General features: G+C 61.3%; 14 protein-coding genes. 2 read left to right on the top strand and 12 right to left on the bottom strand.

The window, feature by feature from the left end; translation table 11 throughout:
* Positions 1–541: 541 nt before the first annotated feature.
* The 6 genes from HK353_RS13750 to HK353_RS13725 all read right to left on the bottom strand — a co-directional run bounded on the left by HK353_RS13750 (position 542) and on the right by HK353_RS13725 (position 9198).
* Positions 542–2434 carry a hypothetical protein gene (locus HK353_RS13750; protein WP_173156994.1) on the bottom strand — a complete coding sequence of 631 codons (1893 nt, stop codon included), beginning with the start codon at positions 2432–2434 and terminating at the stop codon, positions 542–544.
* Between the two features lie 844 nt (positions 2435–3278).
* On the bottom strand, positions 3279–4553 hold the full coding sequence (locus HK353_RS13745) for a PDDEXK-like family protein (RefSeq protein ID WP_173156992.1): 1275 nt from the start codon (positions 4551–4553) through the stop codon (positions 3279–3281).
* A gap of 549 nt (positions 4554–5102) precedes the next feature.
* The gene (locus HK353_RS13740; RefSeq protein WP_173156990.1) at positions 5103–6407 is read right to left on the bottom strand and encodes an MFS transporter; all 1305 of its coding nucleotides are present in this window, start codon (positions 6405–6407) and stop codon (positions 5103–5105) included.
* A 10-nt stretch (positions 6408–6417) separates the two neighbouring features.
* Entirely contained in the window at positions 6418–7629 is a 1212-nt protein-coding gene (gene dgoD / locus HK353_RS13735) for a galactonate dehydratase (RefSeq protein ID WP_342589934.1), read from the bottom strand.
* Positions 7611–8225 carry a 2-dehydro-3-deoxy-6-phosphogalactonate aldolase gene (locus HK353_RS13730; RefSeq protein ID WP_173156986.1) on the bottom strand — a complete coding sequence of 205 codons (615 nt, stop codon included), beginning with the start codon at positions 8223–8225 and terminating at the stop codon, positions 7611–7613. The genes dgoD and HK353_RS13730 overlap by 19 nt, the downstream gene beginning before the upstream one ends.
* Positions 8218–9198: a 2-dehydro-3-deoxygalactonokinase gene (locus tag HK353_RS13725; protein WP_173156984.1), complete on the bottom strand. Its 981-nt coding sequence runs from the start codon at positions 9196–9198 to the stop codon at positions 8218–8220. Before HK353_RS13725 ends, HK353_RS13730 begins: the two co-directional genes overlap by 8 nt.
* A gap of 76 nt (positions 9199–9274) precedes the next feature.
* Between HK353_RS13725 and HK353_RS13720 the strand changes: the two genes are divergently transcribed.
* Positions 9275–10075 (top strand): IclR family transcriptional regulator, encoded by an 801-nt coding sequence (locus HK353_RS13720; RefSeq protein ID WP_173157028.1) that lies wholly within the window; start codon positions 9275–9277, stop codon positions 10073–10075.
* Between the two features lie 186 nt (positions 10076–10261).
* On the opposite strand, the gene HK353_RS13715 is transcribed toward HK353_RS13720, so the two are convergent.
* The 3 genes from HK353_RS13715 to HK353_RS13705 are packed head-to-tail and all read right to left on the bottom strand — an operon-like array spanning position 10262 to position 13800.
* On the bottom strand, positions 10262–11878 hold the full coding sequence (locus HK353_RS13715) for an AbgT family transporter (protein WP_173156982.1): 1617 nt from the start codon (positions 11876–11878) through the stop codon (positions 10262–10264).
* Positions 11879–11908: 30 nt separating this feature from the next.
* Positions 11909–13069: an NAD(P)/FAD-dependent oxidoreductase gene (locus HK353_RS13710; RefSeq protein ID WP_096161275.1), complete on the bottom strand. Its 1161-nt coding sequence runs from the start codon at positions 13067–13069 to the stop codon at positions 11909–11911.
* A gap of 26 nt (positions 13070–13095) precedes the next feature.
* A complete protein-coding gene (locus HK353_RS13705; protein ID WP_173156980.1) occupies positions 13096–13800 on the bottom strand; it encodes a GntR family transcriptional regulator in 705 nt (234 codons plus the stop codon).
* Between the two features lie 282 nt (positions 13801–14082).
* On the opposite strand from HK353_RS13705, the gene HK353_RS13700 reads away from it, so the two are divergent.
* Positions 14083–15588 (top strand): amidohydrolase family protein, encoded by a 1506-nt coding sequence (locus tag HK353_RS13700; protein WP_173156978.1) that lies wholly within the window; start codon positions 14083–14085, stop codon positions 15586–15588.
* 67 nt (positions 15589–15655) lie between these two features.
* On the opposite strand, the gene HK353_RS13695 is transcribed toward HK353_RS13700, so the two are convergent.
* The 3 genes from HK353_RS13695 to HK353_RS13685 all read right to left on the bottom strand — a co-directional run bounded on the left by HK353_RS13695 (position 15656) and on the right by HK353_RS13685 (position 19867).
* Positions 15656–17383: a DUF885 domain-containing protein gene (locus HK353_RS13695; protein ID WP_217278471.1), complete on the bottom strand. Its 1728-nt coding sequence runs from the start codon at positions 17381–17383 to the stop codon at positions 15656–15658.
* 69 nt (positions 17384–17452) lie between these two features.
* Positions 17453–18964 (bottom strand): S10 family peptidase, encoded by a 1512-nt coding sequence (locus HK353_RS13690; RefSeq protein ID WP_173156976.1) that lies wholly within the window; start codon positions 18962–18964, stop codon positions 17453–17455.
* A gap of 93 nt (positions 18965–19057) precedes the next feature.
* The gene (locus tag HK353_RS13685; protein WP_039206738.1) at positions 19058–19867 is read right to left on the bottom strand and encodes an ATP-binding cassette domain-containing protein; all 810 of its coding nucleotides are present in this window, start codon (positions 19865–19867) and stop codon (positions 19058–19060) included.

Raw genomic sequence — 19867 nt, 5'->3', positions numbered from 1 at the left:
CTCTTCGCTCCGCTCGCCCGGATGAAGTTGTATTTTTCTAGACCGTTGTCACCTCGAGAAATCAGTCGATATATGGCTGTCAATTTGGTGTATAGAACGGGTATTCGGTAGCACGCATGTAATGAAGCGGTAGCGGTTGTGCGGCTATGTGAAAACGTTTGATCGGCGTTCTGCCCCTGCCTCCATAGCCGACCTCACTTGCCGTATGCGGTCGAGTGTCAGCCGACCAACATCAGCTGCGCACCACGTACAAGTACCGCAGTCTTTGGGGCAGCTCGTGCTCGGGCTAAACTGCATCGCGAAAGCACTTGCCACGGGAGCCCCTCGGTGGAATTGTTGGTGGACCGGACGATCTAGACATTCTTTCTACTTCCCTGGACGTCGCCCACACCGCGCGCGGGACCCGACGAGAGGGTCACGAGTGCAATGGCGGTCCGTTCCCGTTGTCGCGGATACAGGAGCTGGGCATGGCAGCGCAGAACAACTCCGGCTGATGCATGAGTCATCAGGTTTGGTTGCTGCTACCCGGCGTACATTGCCGCTACCGTTTCAGTACACGCGCGCTACCGGAAGCCACTTCCCTACAATTTAGGGGCGCGAGTGAGATACTCCTTCGTCGCGCACGAATGGCGTTTGTGCAACTGCTTGCGACTTGCACCATCCCGGCCTCCGCTGCGGCTGCTCGAAATCGCCTTAGTGACCTGATCCACTCGGCTGGCTGCGCGTGCTCCAATTCCTTCTCGAGAGCGTCGAGCATGCTGGACCATGTACTCAGTGGCAAAATTGACTCTCGGTTGAGCCGACTTAGTGATGCAATGTCAGCCATGCGAAGTATCGCCTCTCGAACTGGCACGTCCTCAATCCCGCCGGACATAATTCTCACTGTAGGTAGATGTACTTCGAGGGTGTATGTTTCGCCGCCGTCGGTAACTCGAAGCTTGAGATCTTCGATGTGATCGCCTACTATTCCGCTGATGCTTGCGGCCAACGGCATCCAATCCGACTCCGGCCCTCTAGCATCCACACGGATGGTACTGCCATCCTCTCTTAGATCTTCGAAGCATAGATCGTAGATTCCAATTAGGCCGGCTATTGCTACTTCTCGGTCACGCGGTGAGAGATATCGATTGGTGTCTATGTCGAGCCCTAAACTCACGGCCGCTGAAGTGACCCCTACTTGCATGGACACTGCACTCTCGACGTAGGCCAAGTATCGATCTAGGAACTCCTCTTCGGTGAGATTCTCGCCACCGACTAGGTAACGGCCTCCCGCAAAGTCGGTATCGGCGTGTGCCCCAGCCTTCCGGAACGAATCTGTGAGATTTTCGTTGAGGTAGAGATGCGGATGTGTACTCGCTGCCTTCTTGATCAACTTACCTGCATTACTACTCGTCATCCTCGCGTACTCTGCCACGGAGGACGCGAACATGCTTGCTAGAGCATGACGAATCGTGCTGTCTCTGTACGTCGTGACGGCGCTGACCATCTCGTGAGCCATCTCCAGGGAGGTCGCTTGAGAGTCAGTCAACGCTCGTTGAACGTTCGCAAGTGCTCCCGACATCAGCGCCGACGAGCGCGCATACCCTCGCTTCCACAGCTCGCTTTCGAACAGCTCGCCACACGCCGGATTGGCTAACACAGCGCGTTCAGTAGTCCGAATGATCTCGGCGGCCATATCAGCGTCGAAGGCGCCGAGCGAAAGCTGACGGACTGTCCATAGCTGCAGCCCCATCCCGCTGTACGACTCCGCATCACGTCCCGTTGCCTCTACTAGCGCGGCATCAAGTGCATGCAGCGTGTGTTCGGGAACTGCAAATTCTCGCGCCTTTTGGCCAAGGGTATTCAGTACCCGACTTGCATTAACAGCCGAGATGGTCTCGCAAAGCTTCTCTAGCTTTTCAATATCAGCAAATAACTCTTCAGCCCGGTCCCACTTCTGCTGTGCCAGTTCTTCAAAACGTTGCGCTTCCAGAATGTTCGATGCGATAAGCGTGGAGATGAGGTTCTCAGCCCCCTCAGCTACAAGAGACATCGCTTGCGCCCGCAGCTTGCCCTCATTGCGCATGGGTCGTGGCAGTGCCAGCTGCCACGCTGCAACATATTGGTCTAGCGCTGACATAGCTGAAAGCAGTTGCGTGGCGTCTCGACGTGAACGAGCAACCTCTGCAATTGCCTCAATTACGGAATCGATATAGTGGCTACGATCTTCATTTCTGAGTTGTGCGTTCAATACTTGAGGGTCAACGTTCGCGCGATCACGACGAAACTCAGCGACGACCCGCCGGCGACGTTGTAAGTCGTTTTGCGTCTCGTGTGCCTTTGGGGAGGCTTGGCACGTATCGCATCGCTGCGTCGCGAGCCGCTGATCGCCGCATCGTTGACATTCCAACACCGTGAACCCCAAGGTGATTTTGCGCAGTTGTTTTTTGCCCATTCACATACCTGTCTCTCGGGACAACATCGCCTTAGGTTCAGTGAACCACACGCCTATGACATAGCTATCGAGAGCTTCGAATCCCTTCCTGCCACGGGTGAAAGTCCCTGTAGGGAAGTGGCTTCCGGTAGCGCGCGTGTACTGAAACGGTAGCGGCAATGTACGCCGGGTTGCAGCAACCAAACCTGATGACTCATGCATCAGCCGGAGTTGTTCTGCGCTGCCATGCCCAGCTCCTGTATCCGCGACAACGGGAACGGACCGGGGCTCGAAGCCTGTTGGAATTGGATCGGTTCCTACTTATCGCGACACCAAGCCGGAGCTCCCCCTCACAGGCCGAACGGGGAAAGAAATCTCATCGGACGTGACGGGTCAGTCAGCGGAATGCTGCTCTACGCAAGAGCCGATGCAGGGCTAGACCCCGACTTCGACGTCACCATTCAAGGCAATCGAATATCCGCGCGCACCTTGGACCTCAACCTGCCCTGGGACTTGCTTCGTGCGCAGCTTGAGCAGATCACGACTTGGCTAGATTGATTCGTTGGGGTCGACATGCGCCGGAGGGCCACACTAGCGGCGGGGAACACTCTCATATGCCAGTTGATAGTCAAGCCAGCAAAGACCTTTTCGAACGTGGTGAAAGAACCGCGGAGTCTACAAGCAACGTTTCGACGAAGACTGCTCGACGTTCTGGCGTGTTTCGATTGCCCAGAGAAGGCCAAACGGGCCCACGGAAGCGATCAACATGAGACTCGAACATTTGCGGGATAACGCGCTGAAATTCTGAGACCGAGGCAAGCACTTCATCTGATCGCGGCTACATGCTGACAGAACTGCCGCGGTGCTATTCATGTAGCACCGTACGAAGTTTCGACCAAACCCTTCTCACATAGTCAGGACCGCTCTCACTTCGCAACGCGGTCACGGGAGTGTCCTTCCAATCAGCGCTGATGTAGACAGCGACTCGGTCCCAGTCTTCGTCGTGAGGAGGACCAATGAAAGCACTGACTTCGCGCTTACGGTTGCCGGCCTCAAGAGTGAGAACTGCACCGAGCCGGCTGCCACGTGCACTCCTGACGCGGGTCGCTTCGACAGCTGCACCTGTCAAATATCTGGGTTGGAAAACCGCAGCCGTCACTCTGAGCGCTTCCGAGGTGTACTGATCCGGTCGAGTGCCCAACCAACGCAACCCCTCAAAGAATCGATCAAGCTCCCGAGTCGGGTACTTACTGGCGGCACTTCGTCGCCAACGCTCGATGCGGTCCACCGCCTGTCGCGACAGAATGCCACCCCGGAACTGACCAATCATCATGGCGTACCAATCTGACGGCCGATTCTTTGCCACATAAATACAGTGGCTAGATTCGAAGTCTAACTCCACACCGTAGTTTGAACTCGTCATTCCTGACTGTATCCATACCCGCTGGTTGCCTCCATGGAAAGAAAAGTTCAGTGGACTTCGCTCATTGCCCCAATACTGTTTTGCCACGGCTTGGGCTGAGCGCACAAGGTCGCCCGCGTCTCGTCCGAGATCAGAATCGTTCATCCCTTCGGTCGACGGGAGATCCTGTAGCGACGGCAAACCTGCCTGCTCAGCGAAGTCACCGAGAGTTCTCCACAGATGTTCGTTGGGTGATACGGCCGCCATAGTAGTGCAGACGGCTTTCCAACTCTCTACTTTGACTTCAACCTTAGGGGTGACTCTTCGCAGTTCACTCAACGAAGGTTTCCTGTGCTCAGGGAGCAGCACGAGCACGACTGGCCGCCGATTGGCATCACCGATGTCGTTTGCGTAGGCTTCGATCTGCCCAGGTGAGAATCCGGCGAAGATCTTGTCCTCGATGACAGCGATTACATGATCCTGCGCATCACTGATTTCATGGTCGAAGCGACGGCCGCTCGAAGAGAGTCGCTCCTCGCTGACTGTCAGCCATCCACTGGCGCGCCGCTTCAAGACATACCGGACGAAAAGTGCCAATTCACCCTGCTGTCTGAGAACGAATCCAAGCTGATGCTGGGCGAGTGCTTCGTAGCGCCTCTTAGTTGCATCGCTCCAAGATCGGTAAACCGAGCCCATTGCATCCGCCATCATCACACCAGCAGACACGTTCAATTCCATTACAGGCTCCTTTGCCGAGCTACGCACGAGTGGAACATCTGTTAGAAGAATAGTGTGCTTCGAACAGACTCAGAAATCGGCGACTGGCTTCCGCTCGGGATCAATTGCTGCGAGCACCATTCGAAAGAGCTTCAGACGATGCACTGGCATCACGCAATTCCAAGACCAACGCCGCGTCACCGATGTATCCTCCATGCCGGGGCCGCAATCAGCTCGACGATGAAGCTCACCGGGCTTGATCCAACCGGCTCGTGGTTCACCAACTGCCCAGTTAGAGCGTGTCGTTGTAGGTTAAGCGGCTTCACAGCCGGTCAGGATGCAAGAGCGACAATAGGCAGGCGAAAGACCTGCATCATTGGAGACTCGGCACAAGCTCGGCTCAACTACATTTGACCTGCACAAGGGCCGGGCCCAACCAACGTAGTTGTATCAGAGTGAACGCCTCGGGTCGTCACCGTCCGACCTATAACCAAACGCGCTGAGGGCTGTCGTAACGACGTTGCGACAGCCCTCAACCCGCCGAAAGGATGAGACCCAAACTCCGGTCCCCTATTCTTCGACGCGCTCAACCTTCCCAACGAGGAACACGTACGCCAAAACGCCGAAGATAGTGACTGCAGCCATGTAGACGAAGGCCGGAGCGAAGTCGATATCCGTGACGAGGAATCCGATGACAATCGGGGTCGCGATCGACGAGAGGTTGCCGATGAAGTTGAACATGCCTCCGGTCAGTCCCAACAGTCGTTCCGGAGCCAGCGCAGACACCAGCGACCAGGTGATCGAAGCGAAGCCGTTGCCAAAAAACGCAATCGACATGAAGACGATGACCCACGCGGACGAATGAGTGTAATTGGCTCCGAGCATGAACACCGTCATCGCCAGACCGATGATGATCGGCAGCTTTCGTGCCGTACCCAGTGACAGCCCCTTTTTCACCATGAGATCGGAGACCCACCCGGAGAGAAGCACACCGACGAGCGCTGCAATGAAAGGCAATGACGCCATGAAGCCTGACTCGATGTAGTCCATCCCCCTGTAGTCGACGAGGTAGGTCGGGAACCAGGTGAGGAAGAACCACAGCGTCGAGGTCAGGCAGAACTGGCCGAGGTAGATTCCCCACAGCTTCCGCCGTGTCAGCACGACCTTAACGTCCGACCACTTGAGCTTCGGCTTCGCTGCTTTCTTCACTCCTGTCTCGACATCGACCAGTCCCCCGCCCGAGGCGATGAGATCGATCTCTGCCTGGTTGACGCCCGTCTTGTCGCGCGGCTCGCGGTAGACGAACCACCAGATCGCGGCCCAAATGATGCCGACGACGCCGGTGAGGATGAATACCCAGTGCCAGGTGAGCACCGTCTGCAGCCACGACAGCACAGGGGTGAGCAGCGCCAGTCCGATGAACTGACCCGAGGTGTAGAAGGCGATGACTCGTCCGCGTTCGCGCTCCGGGAACCACGCGGTGGCGACCTTGTTGTTGATGGGATAGGCGGGCGCTTCGAACCCACCGACCATGAGCCGGAGGATTATGAGGGCGACGAATCCGCCGGACATTCCCATGAACAATGTGGCCAGGGACCACAGCACCAGGCACGAGGCGTAGAGCACGCGTGGTCGCACGCGGTCGACGAGCCATCCGCCTGGCAGCTGCATCGCAGCGTAGGTCCATCCGAACGCAGAGAGCAGCAGACCCTGCTGCCCCGTGGTCAGATCGAATTCCTGAGACAGTGCCGGCATCGCAATGGACAGGTTTGCCCGGTCCATGTAGTTGATGACGACGGTGATGAAGAGCAGAACCGCGATGATGTAGCGGATCCGTGTGGGACGAGTGGTGACTGCGGTGTCGAGTTTCGTCATGGGTCTCTCCTCACCACTCCGCGAAGGAGCCGTCGGTGTGGCGCCAGATCGGGTTGCGCCACCGGTGTCCTTCGGCCGAGCGCTCGATGACATACTCTTCGTTGACCTCGATGCCCAGACCGGGGCCAGACGGGATGTCGATCATGCCGTCGTCGTAGTTGAACACCGACGGGTCGGTGACATAGTCGAGTAGATCGTTGCTCGTGTTGTAGTGGATGCCCAGGCTCTGTTCCTGGATGAAGGCGTTGTAGCTGCCGGCATCGACCTGCAGGCAGGAGGCAAGTGCGATCGGCCCCAGAGGGCAGTGCAGCGCGAGCGCCACATCGTAGGCTTCAGCCATCATCGCAATCTTCCGCGTCTCGGTGATGCCGCCGGCGTGGGAGACGTCCGGCTGGATGATGTCGACGGCGCCGGAGGCGACCACCTCACGGAAGTCCCACCGAGAGAAGAGCCTCTCCCCCAGTGCGATCGGCGTCGGCGTGTTCGCCATGACGTCGCGCAGTGAGCCGAAGTGTTCGGAGAGCACCGGTTCTTCGATGAAGAGCAGCCGGTAGGGTTCAAGTTCCTTGATGAGAACCTTGGCCATCGGCTTGTGCGCGCGACCGTGGAAGTCGACACCGATGCCAAAATCGTCGCCGGTGGCCTCCCGGATCGCCTGGACGTTCTCGATGACCTGGTCGACCTTGGTGTAGGAATCGATGAACTGCAGCTCCTCGGTGGCGTTCATCTTCACAGCGGTGAAGCCGCGGTTCTTCGTCTCAAGTGCGGCTGCCGCGGTATCGCCTGGACGGTCTCCGCCGATCCACGAGTAGGTGCGGATCCGATCCCGGACCTTCCCGCCGAGCAGCTGATGCACAGGCTGGCCGAGCGCCTTGCCCTTGATGTCCCACAGTGCCTGATCGATTCCGGAGATCGCACTCATGAGGATGGGACCACCGCGGTAGAAGCCACCGCGGTACATGATCGTCCACAGGTCCTCGATGTTCGCAGGATCCTTGCCGATGAGCAGGTCGGAAAGCTCATCAACGGCGGCAGCAACGGTGGCTGCCTTACCTTCGATGATGGGTTCACCCCACCCCACGATCCCTTCATCGGTTTCGATCTTGAGGAACAGCCACCGAGGCGGCACTGTGTACGTCGTCATCGACGTGATCTTCATTGGTCTGGCCTTTCGTTCGGGTGTTGTCGTTGATGTATCGGTGTTCAGTTGGTGTGCGCCCACGCCGAGGCGATCGCCTCGGCCCGCACACGTACGTCGTCGGGGCGGTCGCCTCGGCGATAGAGCGAGGACCCCAGGCCAAGGCCCGCGGCTCCGGCGCCCCGCCACTCGGCTGCGTTGTCGGCTCCTACTCCCCCGACGGGGAAGAGCTCGGTGCCGGCAGGCAGCACTTCGCTCCAGGCCTTCATTCCGCTGATCCCCACGGCCGAGGAGGGGAAGAGTTTGACCTTGGTGGCACCTGCCTTGATGGCAGCGAACGCTTCGGTCGGGGTCGCGGCTCCCGGGTACGGGGTGAGCCCCATTGCGAGCGCGGTCTGGATGACTTCGGTGTCAGTGTCGGGTGCGACGATGATGCGGGCACCGGCTCGCTCGCAGTCGCGGACCTGATTGGCGGTGAGCACGGTGCCGGCACCGATCTCCAGGTCGTTGCCGAACCGTTCGATTAATGCGGTGATCGAGTCGAGCGGGTCGGGCGAGTTGAGCGGAACCTCGATGGCGGAGAACCCGGCGGCGACGATGCCTTCGGCGATGTCGAGGACTTCGTCAGGGCGGACACCGCGGAGGATGGCGATGAGGCCGGAGGGGACAGAGTCAGGCATGAGTGTGCTCCTTGGTCGGTATGAGGCCGGATTGTTCGGCGATGCGGAAGAGTCCGGTGGCCGCAGCGCGCGGATTCGCGTTGATCGTCTCTCGGCCCGCTCGGTGCAGTGCGAGGGTGTAGCGCTTTGTCAGATCTGTGGTTCCGCAGACGATAACGGGGGCGCTCGAATCGGCGACCACGGTGAGCTGGTGAGCCACCTCGGCGCCGATGAGCATGCCCGAGAGGTAGTCGTTGACTTCTTCGGCACGCAGACGTCCGTCGAGAGCCCAGGTTCGGGCCGAGAAGATTGAGGACGTCACTGCGGCGGGGGTGTCGCCTCCGACGTTCAGTCCCCAGTCGAAGGCCTCGGAAAGGAAGCTCTCGGTGGGTTCGGCAAGGCGGCTGAGGATCGATGAGGTGCTGAGCAGGCCGAAGAGCTCTCCGCTCATCGAGGTGGTGAAGTCGGTGACGCGCTGCCCTCGGCAGCTCACCCATTTGGTATGCGTGCCGGGGAGGATCACCGTGCTGCGTTCGGTCTCTTCTTCGCCCAGGAGGCCGAGCAGTTGGGTCTCTTCCCCGCGGATGACGTCGGGCGCGGTCGCCCCGGTCGGGGTTTTCTGCAGGCCGGGCACGATGTGGAGGTCACCGCTCGTCAGGTTGACCGTCGTCAGTTCCCCGCCCATGTCGCCGAGGTCGGTGGGCAGATCAAGGTAGCCAGCCTCGGCGACACCCTGTGCTGAGCCGATCATTCCGCAGGCGAGCATCGGCAGGGGGCCGTATCTGGTGAGCCAATCACCGGCCGCGGTCTCAGCGATTCGGGAGAAGTCGCCTCGGAGGTCTGTGGTGTCGGAGCTGACGGCCATGATGCCGTCGGAACCGTTGCGTTCAGCGAGGACCTTTCCGTCGCTGCCGATGAGGAAGGCTCTCAGAGAGCTTGTCCCCCAGTCGAGGCCGATCATCTGTGGGGCCTCGCATGGTGCCAGATTTGCCATAAGAGCCACTATGGGCACGTGTTCCACCATGCGCCACCGGTGTCCCTATATGTGGGATAGGTGACATACTGGGGTGATGATCGAAGATTCTGGAACTGTTGCTGGCGCAGCCATTCCGCAAGGCACTCAGACCTTGGCCAGAGGGCTGCAGATTGTCAGTGCCGTGGCTCATGGCTCGACGACGCTGAAGTCGATCGTCGAGGCGACGGGCATCGGTCGGTCGAGTGCACACAGGATGATCCAGCTGTTGGTGCAGATGGGGTATCTGCGACATGGGTCGCCGGGAGAGTTTCGGCTCGGGCCGACGCTGATCGAGTATGGTTTCACCGCGCTCAATCAGGATCCGCTGCCGGTCGTAGCCAGGGAGAGCTTGGAGGCGTTGGCTGAACGGACTCAGGACACGATCCATCTCTCGGTCGAGGATGGTGAGTCGGTGCTCTATCTCCATAAGATCCCAGGTACCCGTGGGGCCGAGATGCGCTCACGCATCGGCCACAGGATGCCGATGACACGCACCGGTGTCGGCAAGGCGCTGTTGGTGGGACAGGATGACCGGTGGGAGCGTTTGTTCGTTGCAGAGAACCCTGGTGCGGACTCCGCTGCGGTGGATGCATTCGTCAAGCGGATGCAGGGCTACACCCGCGACGGAGCATCGCTCGATCTCGAAGAGAACGAGCCGGGGATCCGGTGTGTGGCTGCTCCGGTTCGGGACGGCAGCGGAGACATCGTCGCCGGAATTTCACTGTCGGCGACGCGTCCCTTCATGCCGAAGGATCGGATGCAGGCGTTGGTGCCTGTGATGAAGGCGGCTGCTCGGGAGATCTCAGTGAAGCTGGGGTATGGCGCCGATCGCGACCGGATAGGCGGTCGCAACTAATGCGGGCCTCGCAATTCTTGTAGGTCGGTCGATAACGACGCTGAACGCTGGTCGACGACCGCCACGAGGCCCGCGGTACCTCCGGGGTGCTCTTCTTTGGAAACACCACCTTGAACCGCCGAGCCCGCAGATACTCGCGGGGCGCTCTGACCCCATAAGCGCGGTCGGCCTGCACTGATTCCAAAATCAGTGGAGAACAACCCCGGGGCCGAGCGGAATGCCCAGCAAATACCACACGCAGAAGAAGAGAGCCCAGCCAATGAGGATCGCGAACGACAGCGGAACCGTGAAGGCCATGAGTGTGCCGATCCCCGCGTCCTTACGATATCGCTGAACGAATCCGAGCGCGAGGACGAAATAGGCGCTCATCGGTGTCACGGCATTCGTCACTGAGTCTCCGATCATGAACGACACCATAGCGGCCTCAGGGCGAACACCGTAGTACATCATCATCGGTACGAGGATGGGCGCAAAGATCGCCCACATCGCCGAACCACTCGTCACGATCATGTTGATAAACGCCACTCCGACGATGATGACAATGAGCACGACCAGGTGTGGGGCCTCGAGCCTCTGGAGCAGATCTGCGCCGTTGACTGTAAGCACCGAGCCGATCCCTGTCCAGCTGAAGTATGCGAGAAATTGGGCCACGGCGAAGAAGAGGACAATGACGGGCGCAAGATTGACCACACCGCCGATCATCGCCTCAGGAACAGCTCTGAGGGTGGTGAATGCTTTGGTGCTGTATCCGTAGATGATCCCCGTCAGAGTGAAGAAGAGAGAGATGAAGATCGCGATGTTGTCGAGGACCATCGATTCGACCAGCGGCTGCCCGGGTTCGATGAATGGTGAGTCCGGCAGCAGCAGGATGACGACCACTGCGCCGATGAAGACCACTCCGGCTGCCGTTGCCCGCAACAAGCCGCGAGTCTGGCCGTTGTCGAGAGACATCAACTCGGTGCGGTCCTCCACGGGTCGACCGATTCCGGTGGCTTCACTGGCGGTGGCTTCGCAGTCGGCATTTCCACCGTCGTTCGCGGCTTCTTCTGCCGGGGCCTTGAAGTCCTCTCGCCGTGCGAGCACGAGTTCCACGACCAGGGTGATGATCACGGCGAGAAGCAGCGACGAGGTGGCCGAGAAGAAATAGGTTGCCACCGGTGTGATCGAAGCGCTCGAGTCGACCGTCTGGGCCGCAGCCGACGCCAGCGAAGAGCGGATCGCATCGGAGGGAGTGACAAGTGGACTCGCATTGAAACCGGCGGATACAGATGCGTAAGCCACCATCACGCCGAGAACTGGGCTCCGTCCCGCAGCATTGAAGGCCATCGCTCCCAACGGGATCATTACCAAGTAGGCAGCATCGCCCATGATGTGGGCGATCATTCCGCTGAAGGCGATCGCGAAAGTCACCCACCGTTTGGGCAATCTGATGATCGTCAGCCGGATGAGGGCTTCGAGCACGCCGCTCTTCTCAGCGACGCTCACACCGAGTAGAACCACGAGCACGACCGCCAGGGGCGGGAAGGATGCGAAATTGTCCAGCGCCGATTCGATGGCGTATTTGAGACCATCGGTCGACAGCAGGTTTTTGACCTCGACGACCTCATTGGACTCGGGCAGCGTCACTGAGACACCGGCCCCCGAGAGCACCCAGCTGACGATGCCGAGCAGCAGAGCCATGATCCAGAACAGCCAGAACGGGTGCGGAAGCAGATTTCCGATCCGCTCGATCAAGCCGATCGCTCGATACAGCAGTGGGAGCCGCTCCGGCACAATGGGTTCGGCGGTGATTCGTGAAGTCATCGGTCTCCTTTGATCGACATGAAAGTGGTGTTATTGATCGCCGAGCTGCAGTGGCGGGCTTAGGTGGCCGACGGTCGCCGTGGCATATTCGAACCGGGTCGGGCGGAAATTCTCAAGCAAGTCCTGTTGGCTGTCGTCGACGAGCTCCTCGGCAGCCAAGCGGCCGAGCAGCGGGCCAAGCGTGATCCCGCTGTGTGTGACGAGGCAGTAGGTACGAGATAGCCCCGCCGCGAATCCGGCGATCGTGAAACCGTCGGCAGGCAGGGACCGATAGCTCACGCGAAGGTCGATCAGGTTGGGCGTTGAATCGTTGGTCACCGCAGTGAATCTCTCTGCCATTTCCTTGGCAAATGGTCCTTCGTTAGTTGGTGGGGCCGCGGGGTCGACTCGCGGGTTGAGGTCGAGAGCCTGGACGACGATCGTTCCGTCCTCCCCCGGTCGCAGATTCAGCTCGGGCGTGTGCACGACTGCCTTCACCCGCGTCGAGTTCGTCCTCACATAGCCGAGGAGACCCGTCACCGCAGATCCCCGGCCAATCTCATCGTTCATCGGAGTCTCGAATCCTGAGGCTTGAGCCAGCGCTTGCGTCCAGCGTCCTGTGGCGAGCACGACTCGATCTGCTGAGAGCACACGCCCGTCGCCGAGATGGACCTCGACTTGATCGCCACCTTCGTCCACCTCGGTGACTGTTCCTCTAACCAGCTTCGCGCCATGTTCGACAGCGTGTGCACGAAGGTTGTGCAGCAGCTGTTCGGTGAGCACATATCCTTCTGATGGAAAATGCGCGATCAGTTCGATGTTCTCAGGAACTGAGATGTCTCCGGCGATCTCGCCTACGCGGTCGGCTGAGAGCAGCTCTGATGGATATCCGAGCTCGCTGAGGCGAGCGATCTTTTCCTCCAGTTTCGGCGCCTGGCGCGCATCGGCCATCTGCAGTCCGCTCGATCGATGGTACGTGCGCGGCCCCGGCAGAGTGTCGGCGAGTCGGGAGTGCTCTTTCATTCCGGCGATGTTGAGTTCGTGATAAGCGGGGTCGAGTTTTCCATTGGCGTTCGTCCAGGCGAAGCTCGTGCCGGAGGTGCCGGCACCCAGGTCTCGAGCATCGACGAGCGTGACGTCGGCACCTGACATCACCAGATTGTCGGCGGTGCTGAGCCCGAGCAATCCTGAGCCGATGACGATGATGTGCATATGAGGTCCTCTGTATTCGTTCGTTGTTAGTTGGCGGGCAGTTCGATGAAGAATTCGGAGGTCCCCGGTCGGACCAAGGTTGCTGTCGTCTCCAGCACTTGGTCGTCTGGTGCACGCAGCTCACGGCGACGCCTCAGCGCCGGTGTTCTCGACTCGCACGTGAGCAGTTGGGCTTCACGGTCACTGACGAGTGTCGGCTCCAGATAAACGCGAATAGTATCCACATCGACTTCACTGGACTGCAGGTGGTCGAGGATGACGAGGTCTTCGAGCTTCTGGCGAAGAATCGTCGGGGCGGCGGAGAACAGGATGACGTGTGTCTCCAACGCATGCGGACGATCGAGAGCATCGAACTTCAGACGGACGATTTCGGTGACTGCGGTGTCGGCCTCAACTCCGGGAAGCGGCAGCAGCGCGTCGGAAGCGACAGTCACCTGGGCCGAGAGCACCTCGTGCCGTCCGGGCCCTCCGTGACGGGCCACGGCGGGGTTGGTGAACGACAGCAGATTGATCTGCTTCCGCGAAGTCGCGACGAATGTCCCGCGGCCCTTCTGACGTACGACGACCCCATCGGCGGCAAGCTCGTTGAGTGCTCGTTGTGCCGTCGGCCGACTCACCGAGTACCGCGCGCAGAGTTCATTCTCGCTGGGGAGTTTCGCTCCTTCAGGAAGTTCTCCTGAGCGGATCTGCCGTTGGAGGTCTCGCTGAATGCTCCGAAACAAATCGTCCATGGGTTGACCATACATCTATGCACTTGTCCTATCAAGTTGAACATCATAGGAGACGGAACATCGTTACCCAATGTCTGGCGGCACCGTCTTTGCAACGACGAGAGCTTTGGCGCACCCCCGGCTGACCACCGATTTGGCCGCGTACGAGTTCGAAAAGAGAACGAGTTCTGCATTGCGAGGTCATTGTGCTGACCAGCGAATATTCGGCTAGCGTGAAGAGTGCATCGACCACGCTCAGCGAAGAGCACGCCGCTCGAACGCGAAACCCTGAGGAGACCGTCAATGACGCTCGGATCCACTAGCCAGATCGCCGCCCCCGACCGGAGCACCGGAGCGGGACCGTACGCCCGGCTCGTCCTCCGCGATGCCATGATCATCGACGGCACCGGAGCCGCACCCTACGGGCCGGCGGAGATTCTCATCGAAGGTGACCGGATCACCGGAATCTGGGAACCCAACGGGGCAAGCAGCCTCACCGAACGCCCCTCGACCGACGGCGCAGAAGTCATGGACCTCGACGGCGCCTACGTCATGCCCGGACTCATCGACTCCCACGCCCACATCGGCAAACCCGACCAAGCCCCGAACGCCGACTACGTCTTCAAGCTCTGGCTCGGCCACGGCGTGACCACCATCCGCGAACTCGGCGCCTTCAACGGCCTCGACTGGACCGTCAACGAAGCCCGCCGCGCCGAGGCCAACGAGATCGCAGCCCCACGCCTGCACATCTACCCCGCCCTGCGCTCCGGAACCCTCGACGGGCCCACCCCGGTCACCGCCGACGAGGCGACCGCCTGGGTCAACGAGGTCGCGGACCGCGGTGCGAACGGCGTGAAATTCTTCGGCACCTCCCCCTCCGTTTTCGGGGCCGCCGTCGAAGCCGCCCGAGCTCGCGGGCTGCGCACCGCCTGCCACCACGACCAGCGCCGGGCCGCGCAGGTCAATGCGCTGACCTCGGCGAGGTGGGGACTGAACAGCATCGAACACTGGTACGGCATCCCCGAAGCGATGTTCCGCGACCGCACCCTCCAGCACGTACCCACCGACTACAACCACAACAGCGAACCCCAGCGCTTCAGCCAAGGCGCCCACCTGTGGCTGCAGACCGCCGAACGCGGCAGCGACGCCTGGCAGGAGACGCTTGGCGAACTCCTCGAACTCGGCACCGCACTGAGCCCGACCTTCAACATCTACATCGGCTCCCGCGATGCCGCCCGCGTGCGCACCTCCGAATGGCACCCCGACTACACCTCCCCCACCCTGTGGGAGTTCTTCCAGCCCTCGGCCGATAAACACGGCTCCTACATGGGCGACTGGACGAGCGAAGACGAGATCGCGTGGCGCCACGCCTACGTCAAATGGATGTCCTTCGTCAACGACTACAAGAACCTCGGCGGCCTGGTCACGGCCGGCTCGGATTCGGGCTTCATCTACAAGGTCTTCGGCTTCGGCCTCATCGAAGAACTCGAACTCCTCCTCGAAGCCGGCTTCCACCCCCTCGAAGTTGTCCGCGCCGCCACCTTGAACAGCGCCCAGCTGCTCGGCATCGACGGCGAGCTCGGCTCGGTCGAACCCGGCAAGATCGCCGACCTGCTCATCGTCAAGGACAACCCGCTGAGCAACTTCAAGGTCCTCTACGGCCACGGTCACCTCCGAGCCGAAGAATCCGGCCTCAACCGCGTCGGCGGAGTCGACTACACCCTGCGCTCGGGCATCGTCTACGACGCCCGGAAACTTCGTGAAGACGTCAAGGCCATGGTCGCCGAGGAGAAGTCCGCCCAGAACTGATCGATATGGCTCGACCCCGGCCGGACTCATGGTCCGACCGGGGTCGATGTCGTGTGAGGCGAGATCCTCAGTGGCCGGCGGCCGCCTGAGGCTGCCGCTCGGCGGCGGCCGTACGGATATAGGCACGCACATGTGCTTGTAGCACGATGAGCGGCACGCTGCCCATGCCGAGGACCGTGTCATGGAAGTCCCTGATCGAGAAGTCCTCGCCCAGCGTCTCCTCGGCCTCGTGCCGCAGCTGCTGAATCGTCAGCTGCCCGAGGTAGTAGGCCGTGGCCTGACCCGGCCAGGAGATGTAGCGATCGATCTCCGTGACGATCTCATGTTCGGCGATCGCCGTATTGGCCCGCAGGAAGTCCTGCGCCTGCTCCCGACTCCAACCGAGCGCATGCATGCCCGGATCGACAACGAGGCGCACGGCCCGCCACATCTGGAACGACAGCATGCCCATGCGCTCGAAAGGCGTCTCGTACATCCCCATCTCATCGCCGAGCCGCTCGGTGTAGAGACCCCAGCCCTCACCGAAGGCTGAGATGTAGAGTCGCCGGAAGTCCTTGAGCTCGAGCTCCTCCGCCAACGAGATCTGGAACGAATGGCCCGGCGCAGATTCGTGCAGGGTCAAAGACGGCAGCGAATACAGCGGCCGCGCCGGCAGGTTGTACGTATTGAGCAGGTACCGGTCGGGGGCGCCGCGACCGAACGTATCGAACTTCGCGATTTCCGCCGGTGTCTCCATGATCGCGAAGCGCTGCTGCGGCAGTCGTCCGAAGTACTGATGGACGACCCGGTCGAAGGCCTTGCACGTATATGCAGCTTCGGCCAGCAGCTGACGCTTCGTCGTCGCGTAGAACTGCGGACTCGTGCGCATGAACTCGAACAGACCCGGCAGGTCACCGGGATAGCCGAGCTCGGCGGCGACGTCCTCCATCTCCTCCCGGATCTTCTTCACCTCTGTCTGTCCGAGGTCGAAGATCTCCTGCGGGCTGAGATCCGTCGTCGAATACTCCCTGATCTGGGACCGGTAGAACTCGAGGCCGCCCGGCTGGTCCACCGCGGCGATCGACTCCGGCAGATTCGGCAGATACTCCGTGGTCAGGAACTCGAGCAGCTTCCGGTAGGCGGGAACGACCTCAGCCGAGAGCACCTGCGCTGCCGCCTCGTGGAGTTCGGTGCGCACTTGCTCGGGCACGACCGACGGGATCCGTCGGAACGGCCCGAAGAACGACAGTTCGGTGACGTCATCGGCCTCGGCGATGACCCGCACCGGTTCCTCCCGGCCGCTCATGCACACCCTTGCCGGGCCGAACCCGCGCGCCACCCCGGCCCGCATATTCTCGATCTGCTGGTCGAAGTACCGAGGGATGTCTCCGAGCATGCGCAGATACGCGCGAGCCGACTCGGCATCCTCGAGCACCAGACGATAGGCGGTGAAGGCCATCGAGCGCCAGAACGCGGAATCCGCCGTCGCCGGCCTCTCCCAAATGCGGTGGCGCTGCGCCTCGACGAGGGTCGTCAGCTGCTGGTGGTAGACGTCGAAGTCGACCTTCTCCTCGGCGGTGAGGTCGTCGAGCGTCAGCGCGTCGAGCTCGCCGAGGGTCTTCTCCCACATCTGCTGACGCCGCAGCTGCGCCTTCTCGGAGGCATCGGGCAGGAAGTCGACGACGGAGGCGCGGTGCGACAGCGTCCCGAATTCGGCCTCCCTCCACGTCCATTCGGCGTCGATGATCTCGGCAAGCCGTCGGCTCGTCGCTGAGACCTCGGCACGACCGTCTTGACGATCATGGTGTTCGGACACGTGAGCACTCCTGTTCTCGATGGTGATCGGTGCGACACGTGCGACCCATCGTCGGGCCGCACAGTTGGCTCAGAGGGGATTGTTCGAGACGGGTTTGTCCCCGTCACCGGAGGCCCATGAGATGAAGTCGTCAATGTCGCGCAACTGATCGACTCGGACCTGCTGGTCGACGTACATCATGTGCCCGGCCGGGTAGTAGCGGCGGACGATCTGGTCATGGGACTCATCGGAGATCCGCAGATGCGCGAGCACGTGTTCCGAGGCGGCGAACGGCGTCGCCGAATCGTGATACCCGAAGGCGACGTAGACCTTGAGGTGCGGGTTCATCCGCATCGCGAAGGCGAGGTCCTCGGCTGTGGTGACCGTGGAGTTCTCGAACTCCTTGTACGACCAGGGATGGACCCGGCCCGTGAGCACCTCGTAGGTGAGATCCGATTCGTAGCCGAGCTCGGCGCGCAGCAGATGGTTGATTCCCACGGTGTACGGGTATTGGATCGCCGGGTACGACGGGTCGTCGCCGAGCACCTCGGAGGCGACCTTGCCCGGATGGGCGGTAAACCGGGAGTCCAGACGACCGATGCGCAGCCGCTGATCGCGCAGCAGCTCGGTGAAGAAGGTGAACTCGTCGATGCGCAGATCGGCCAGCGCCACGAAGTCCTCATCGAGGCCGATGAGCTCGGCCAGTCGCGCACCGACTTGAGCGCGCTCGGCGTCGGCGAGCCGGTGTCCGCGCTCGAGGGCCCGACTGAAGTCCCCGTACGCGAAGTCCGCGGCCTCGGCGACGACGTCCTCGAGCTCCCGTCCGGGGTGTTTGCCGTGGTAGTGCGCAATGGCCGCGAACGTCGGCAGATAGTGGATGTAAGGAGCCTCGTTGCCCTCCGTGAAGTCGATCGTGGCGAAGTCGAGGACGGCCGAGATGAGGAGGATGCCGTTGAACGCTATGCCGTGCCGTTTGGCCAGATGCCCGGCCAGGGCCGCGGCCCGCGTGGTTCCGTAGGACTCTCCGGCGAGGAACTTCGGCGAGATCCACCGATTGTTCCGCGTCAGCCACAGCCGGATCGCTTCACCGACGACGTCCCGGTCCCCGGTGAATCCGTGGAAGTCCTCGGGCTTCTCCCCCTCCGCGGTGCGCGAGTATCCCGTGGTCACCGGGTCGATGAAGACGAGATCGGCATGAGCCAGCGTGGTTTCAATGTTGTCGACGAGGCCGTAGGGCGGCGGGGTGCGATCGTTGACATCGTTGGCCACGACGCGACGGGGACCGAAGAGACCGATGTGCATCCACGCCGAGGACGATCCGGGGCCGCCGTTGAAGACGAAGACGACCGGCCGTCCGGCGTCCTGGCCGTCCTCGGTGCCCTCGGCGATGGCGGTGTAGGAGGTGAGGAAGATCTGCGCCTTCGGCTTGAGCCCGGCGAAGACCCCGTCCTCGACGACTTCGGAGCCGACGACCATCCGGCCCGTCTGGGCCCGGTACCTGAGCACTCCGGTGGGCAGTTCGAGATCGTGAACGGTGGTGACGAAGTCATCGACCGGGTGCGGTGTGTTCGTCGGCTGTGGCTGATCCTGTGCGTCAGACATGATGGGGTTGAGGTCCTTCCCTGTGTGAGGAGTTGGTGGAGAATGGATGAGCGGTGGAGGAACAGAGATCCATCGCCGAGGCAGCTGTGCCTGTCAGGTGCGCCGTCCCGCGTCCCAGCGGGGATCGATGCTCGGGACCGCCGAGAGCAGGGTCTTCGTGTACTCGTGCTGCGGATCATCGAAGATCTCGTCGCGCGGACCCTGCTCGACGATCCGGCCTTTCTGCATCACGGCGACCTTGTGAGCGATCTGTCGCACGACCGCCAGATCGTGGGCGATGAAGACATAGGAGATGTCGCGTTCACGCTGCAAATCGACGAGCAGTTCGAGCACCTGCGCCTGGACAGACACGTCGAGGGCCGAGACCGCCTCGTCGCAGATGACGAGCTTCGGCTCGACGATGAGAGCGCGAGCGATGCCGATGCGCTGGGCCTGCCCGCCGGAGAACTGACGCGGATAGCGACCCGAGTGATCGGGGTTGAGCCCGACTCGCTCCATCGCCGCCTTGACCATGCGCCGGTAGCCGCCGGCGACATTCCGCTTCTGATAGCGCAAGGGGGCCGAGACGACCTCTTCGACGGTATGCCTCGGGTTGAGTGAGGAGTACGGGTCCTGGAAGACCACCTGCACCCCGCTGCGGAAGTCCCGCAGGGCCGCCCCCGAACGCTGCGTGATCTCCTCACCCTGGAACTCGATCGAGCCGGAGGTGGGGTCGATGAGACGGGCAATCATGCGGGCCGTGGTCGATTTGCCGGACCCGGATTCGCCGACGATGCCCAGCGTCTGGCGCCGATGGACGTCGAAGGACACGCCTTCGACCGCGGTGAAGACCTCCTTGCGGCCGGTGCGGAACTCCTTGCTCAGGGCGGTCGCCGACAGCAGCGGTGTGACGGTGTCGCTCAT

Source organism: Brevibacterium permense, assembly GCF_013280495.1.
Taxonomy (GTDB): domain Bacteria; phylum Actinomycetota; class Actinomycetes; order Actinomycetales; family Brevibacteriaceae; genus Brevibacterium; species Brevibacterium permense.
The sequence above is the reverse complement of the archived record's forward strand: the minus strand, read 5'-3'. Positions and strand labels throughout refer to the sequence as shown.

Excerpts from the sequence above, each read along its gene's own strand:
- HK353_RS13740 (WP_173156990.1), bottom strand. The coding sequence starts at position 6,407 with ATGACGAAACTCGACACCGCAGTCACCACTCGTCCCACACGGATCCGC.
- HK353_RS13715 (WP_173156982.1), bottom strand. The coding sequence starts at position 11,878 with ATGACTTCACGAATCACCGCCGAACCCATTGTGCCGGAGCGGCTCCCA.
- HK353_RS13690 (WP_173156976.1), bottom strand. The coding sequence starts at position 18,964 with ATGTCTGACGCACAGGATCAGCCACAGCCGACGAACACACCGCACCCG.
- HK353_RS13750 (WP_173156994.1), bottom strand. The coding sequence starts at position 2,434 with ATGGGCAAAAAACAACTGCGCAAAATCACCTTGGGGTTCACGGTGTTG.
- HK353_RS13705 (WP_173156980.1), bottom strand. The coding sequence starts at position 13,800 with ATGGACGATTTGTTTCGGAGCATTCAGCGAGACCTCCAACGGCAGATC.
- HK353_RS13725 (WP_173156984.1), bottom strand. The coding sequence starts at position 9,198 with ATGGCAAATCTGGCACCATGCGAGGCCCCACAGATGATCGGCCTCGAC.
- HK353_RS13730 (WP_173156986.1), bottom strand. The coding sequence starts at position 8,225 with ATGCCTGACTCTGTCCCCTCCGGCCTCATCGCCATCCTCCGCGGTGTC.
- HK353_RS13685 (WP_039206738.1), bottom strand. The coding sequence starts at position 19,867 with ATGAGCGACACCGTCACACCGCTGCTGTCGGCGACCGCCCTGAGCAAG.
- HK353_RS13720 (WP_173157028.1), top strand. The coding sequence starts at position 9,275 with ATGATCGAAGATTCTGGAACTGTTGCTGGCGCAGCCATTCCGCAAGGC.
- HK353_RS13745 (WP_173156992.1), bottom strand. The coding sequence starts at position 4,553 with ATGGAATTGAACGTGTCTGCTGGTGTGATGATGGCGGATGCAATGGGC.
- HK353_RS13710 (WP_096161275.1), bottom strand. The coding sequence starts at position 13,069 with ATGCACATCATCGTCATCGGCTCAGGATTGCTCGGGCTCAGCACCGCC.
- HK353_RS13700 (WP_173156978.1), top strand. The coding sequence starts at position 14,083 with ATGACGCTCGGATCCACTAGCCAGATCGCCGCCCCCGACCGGAGCACC.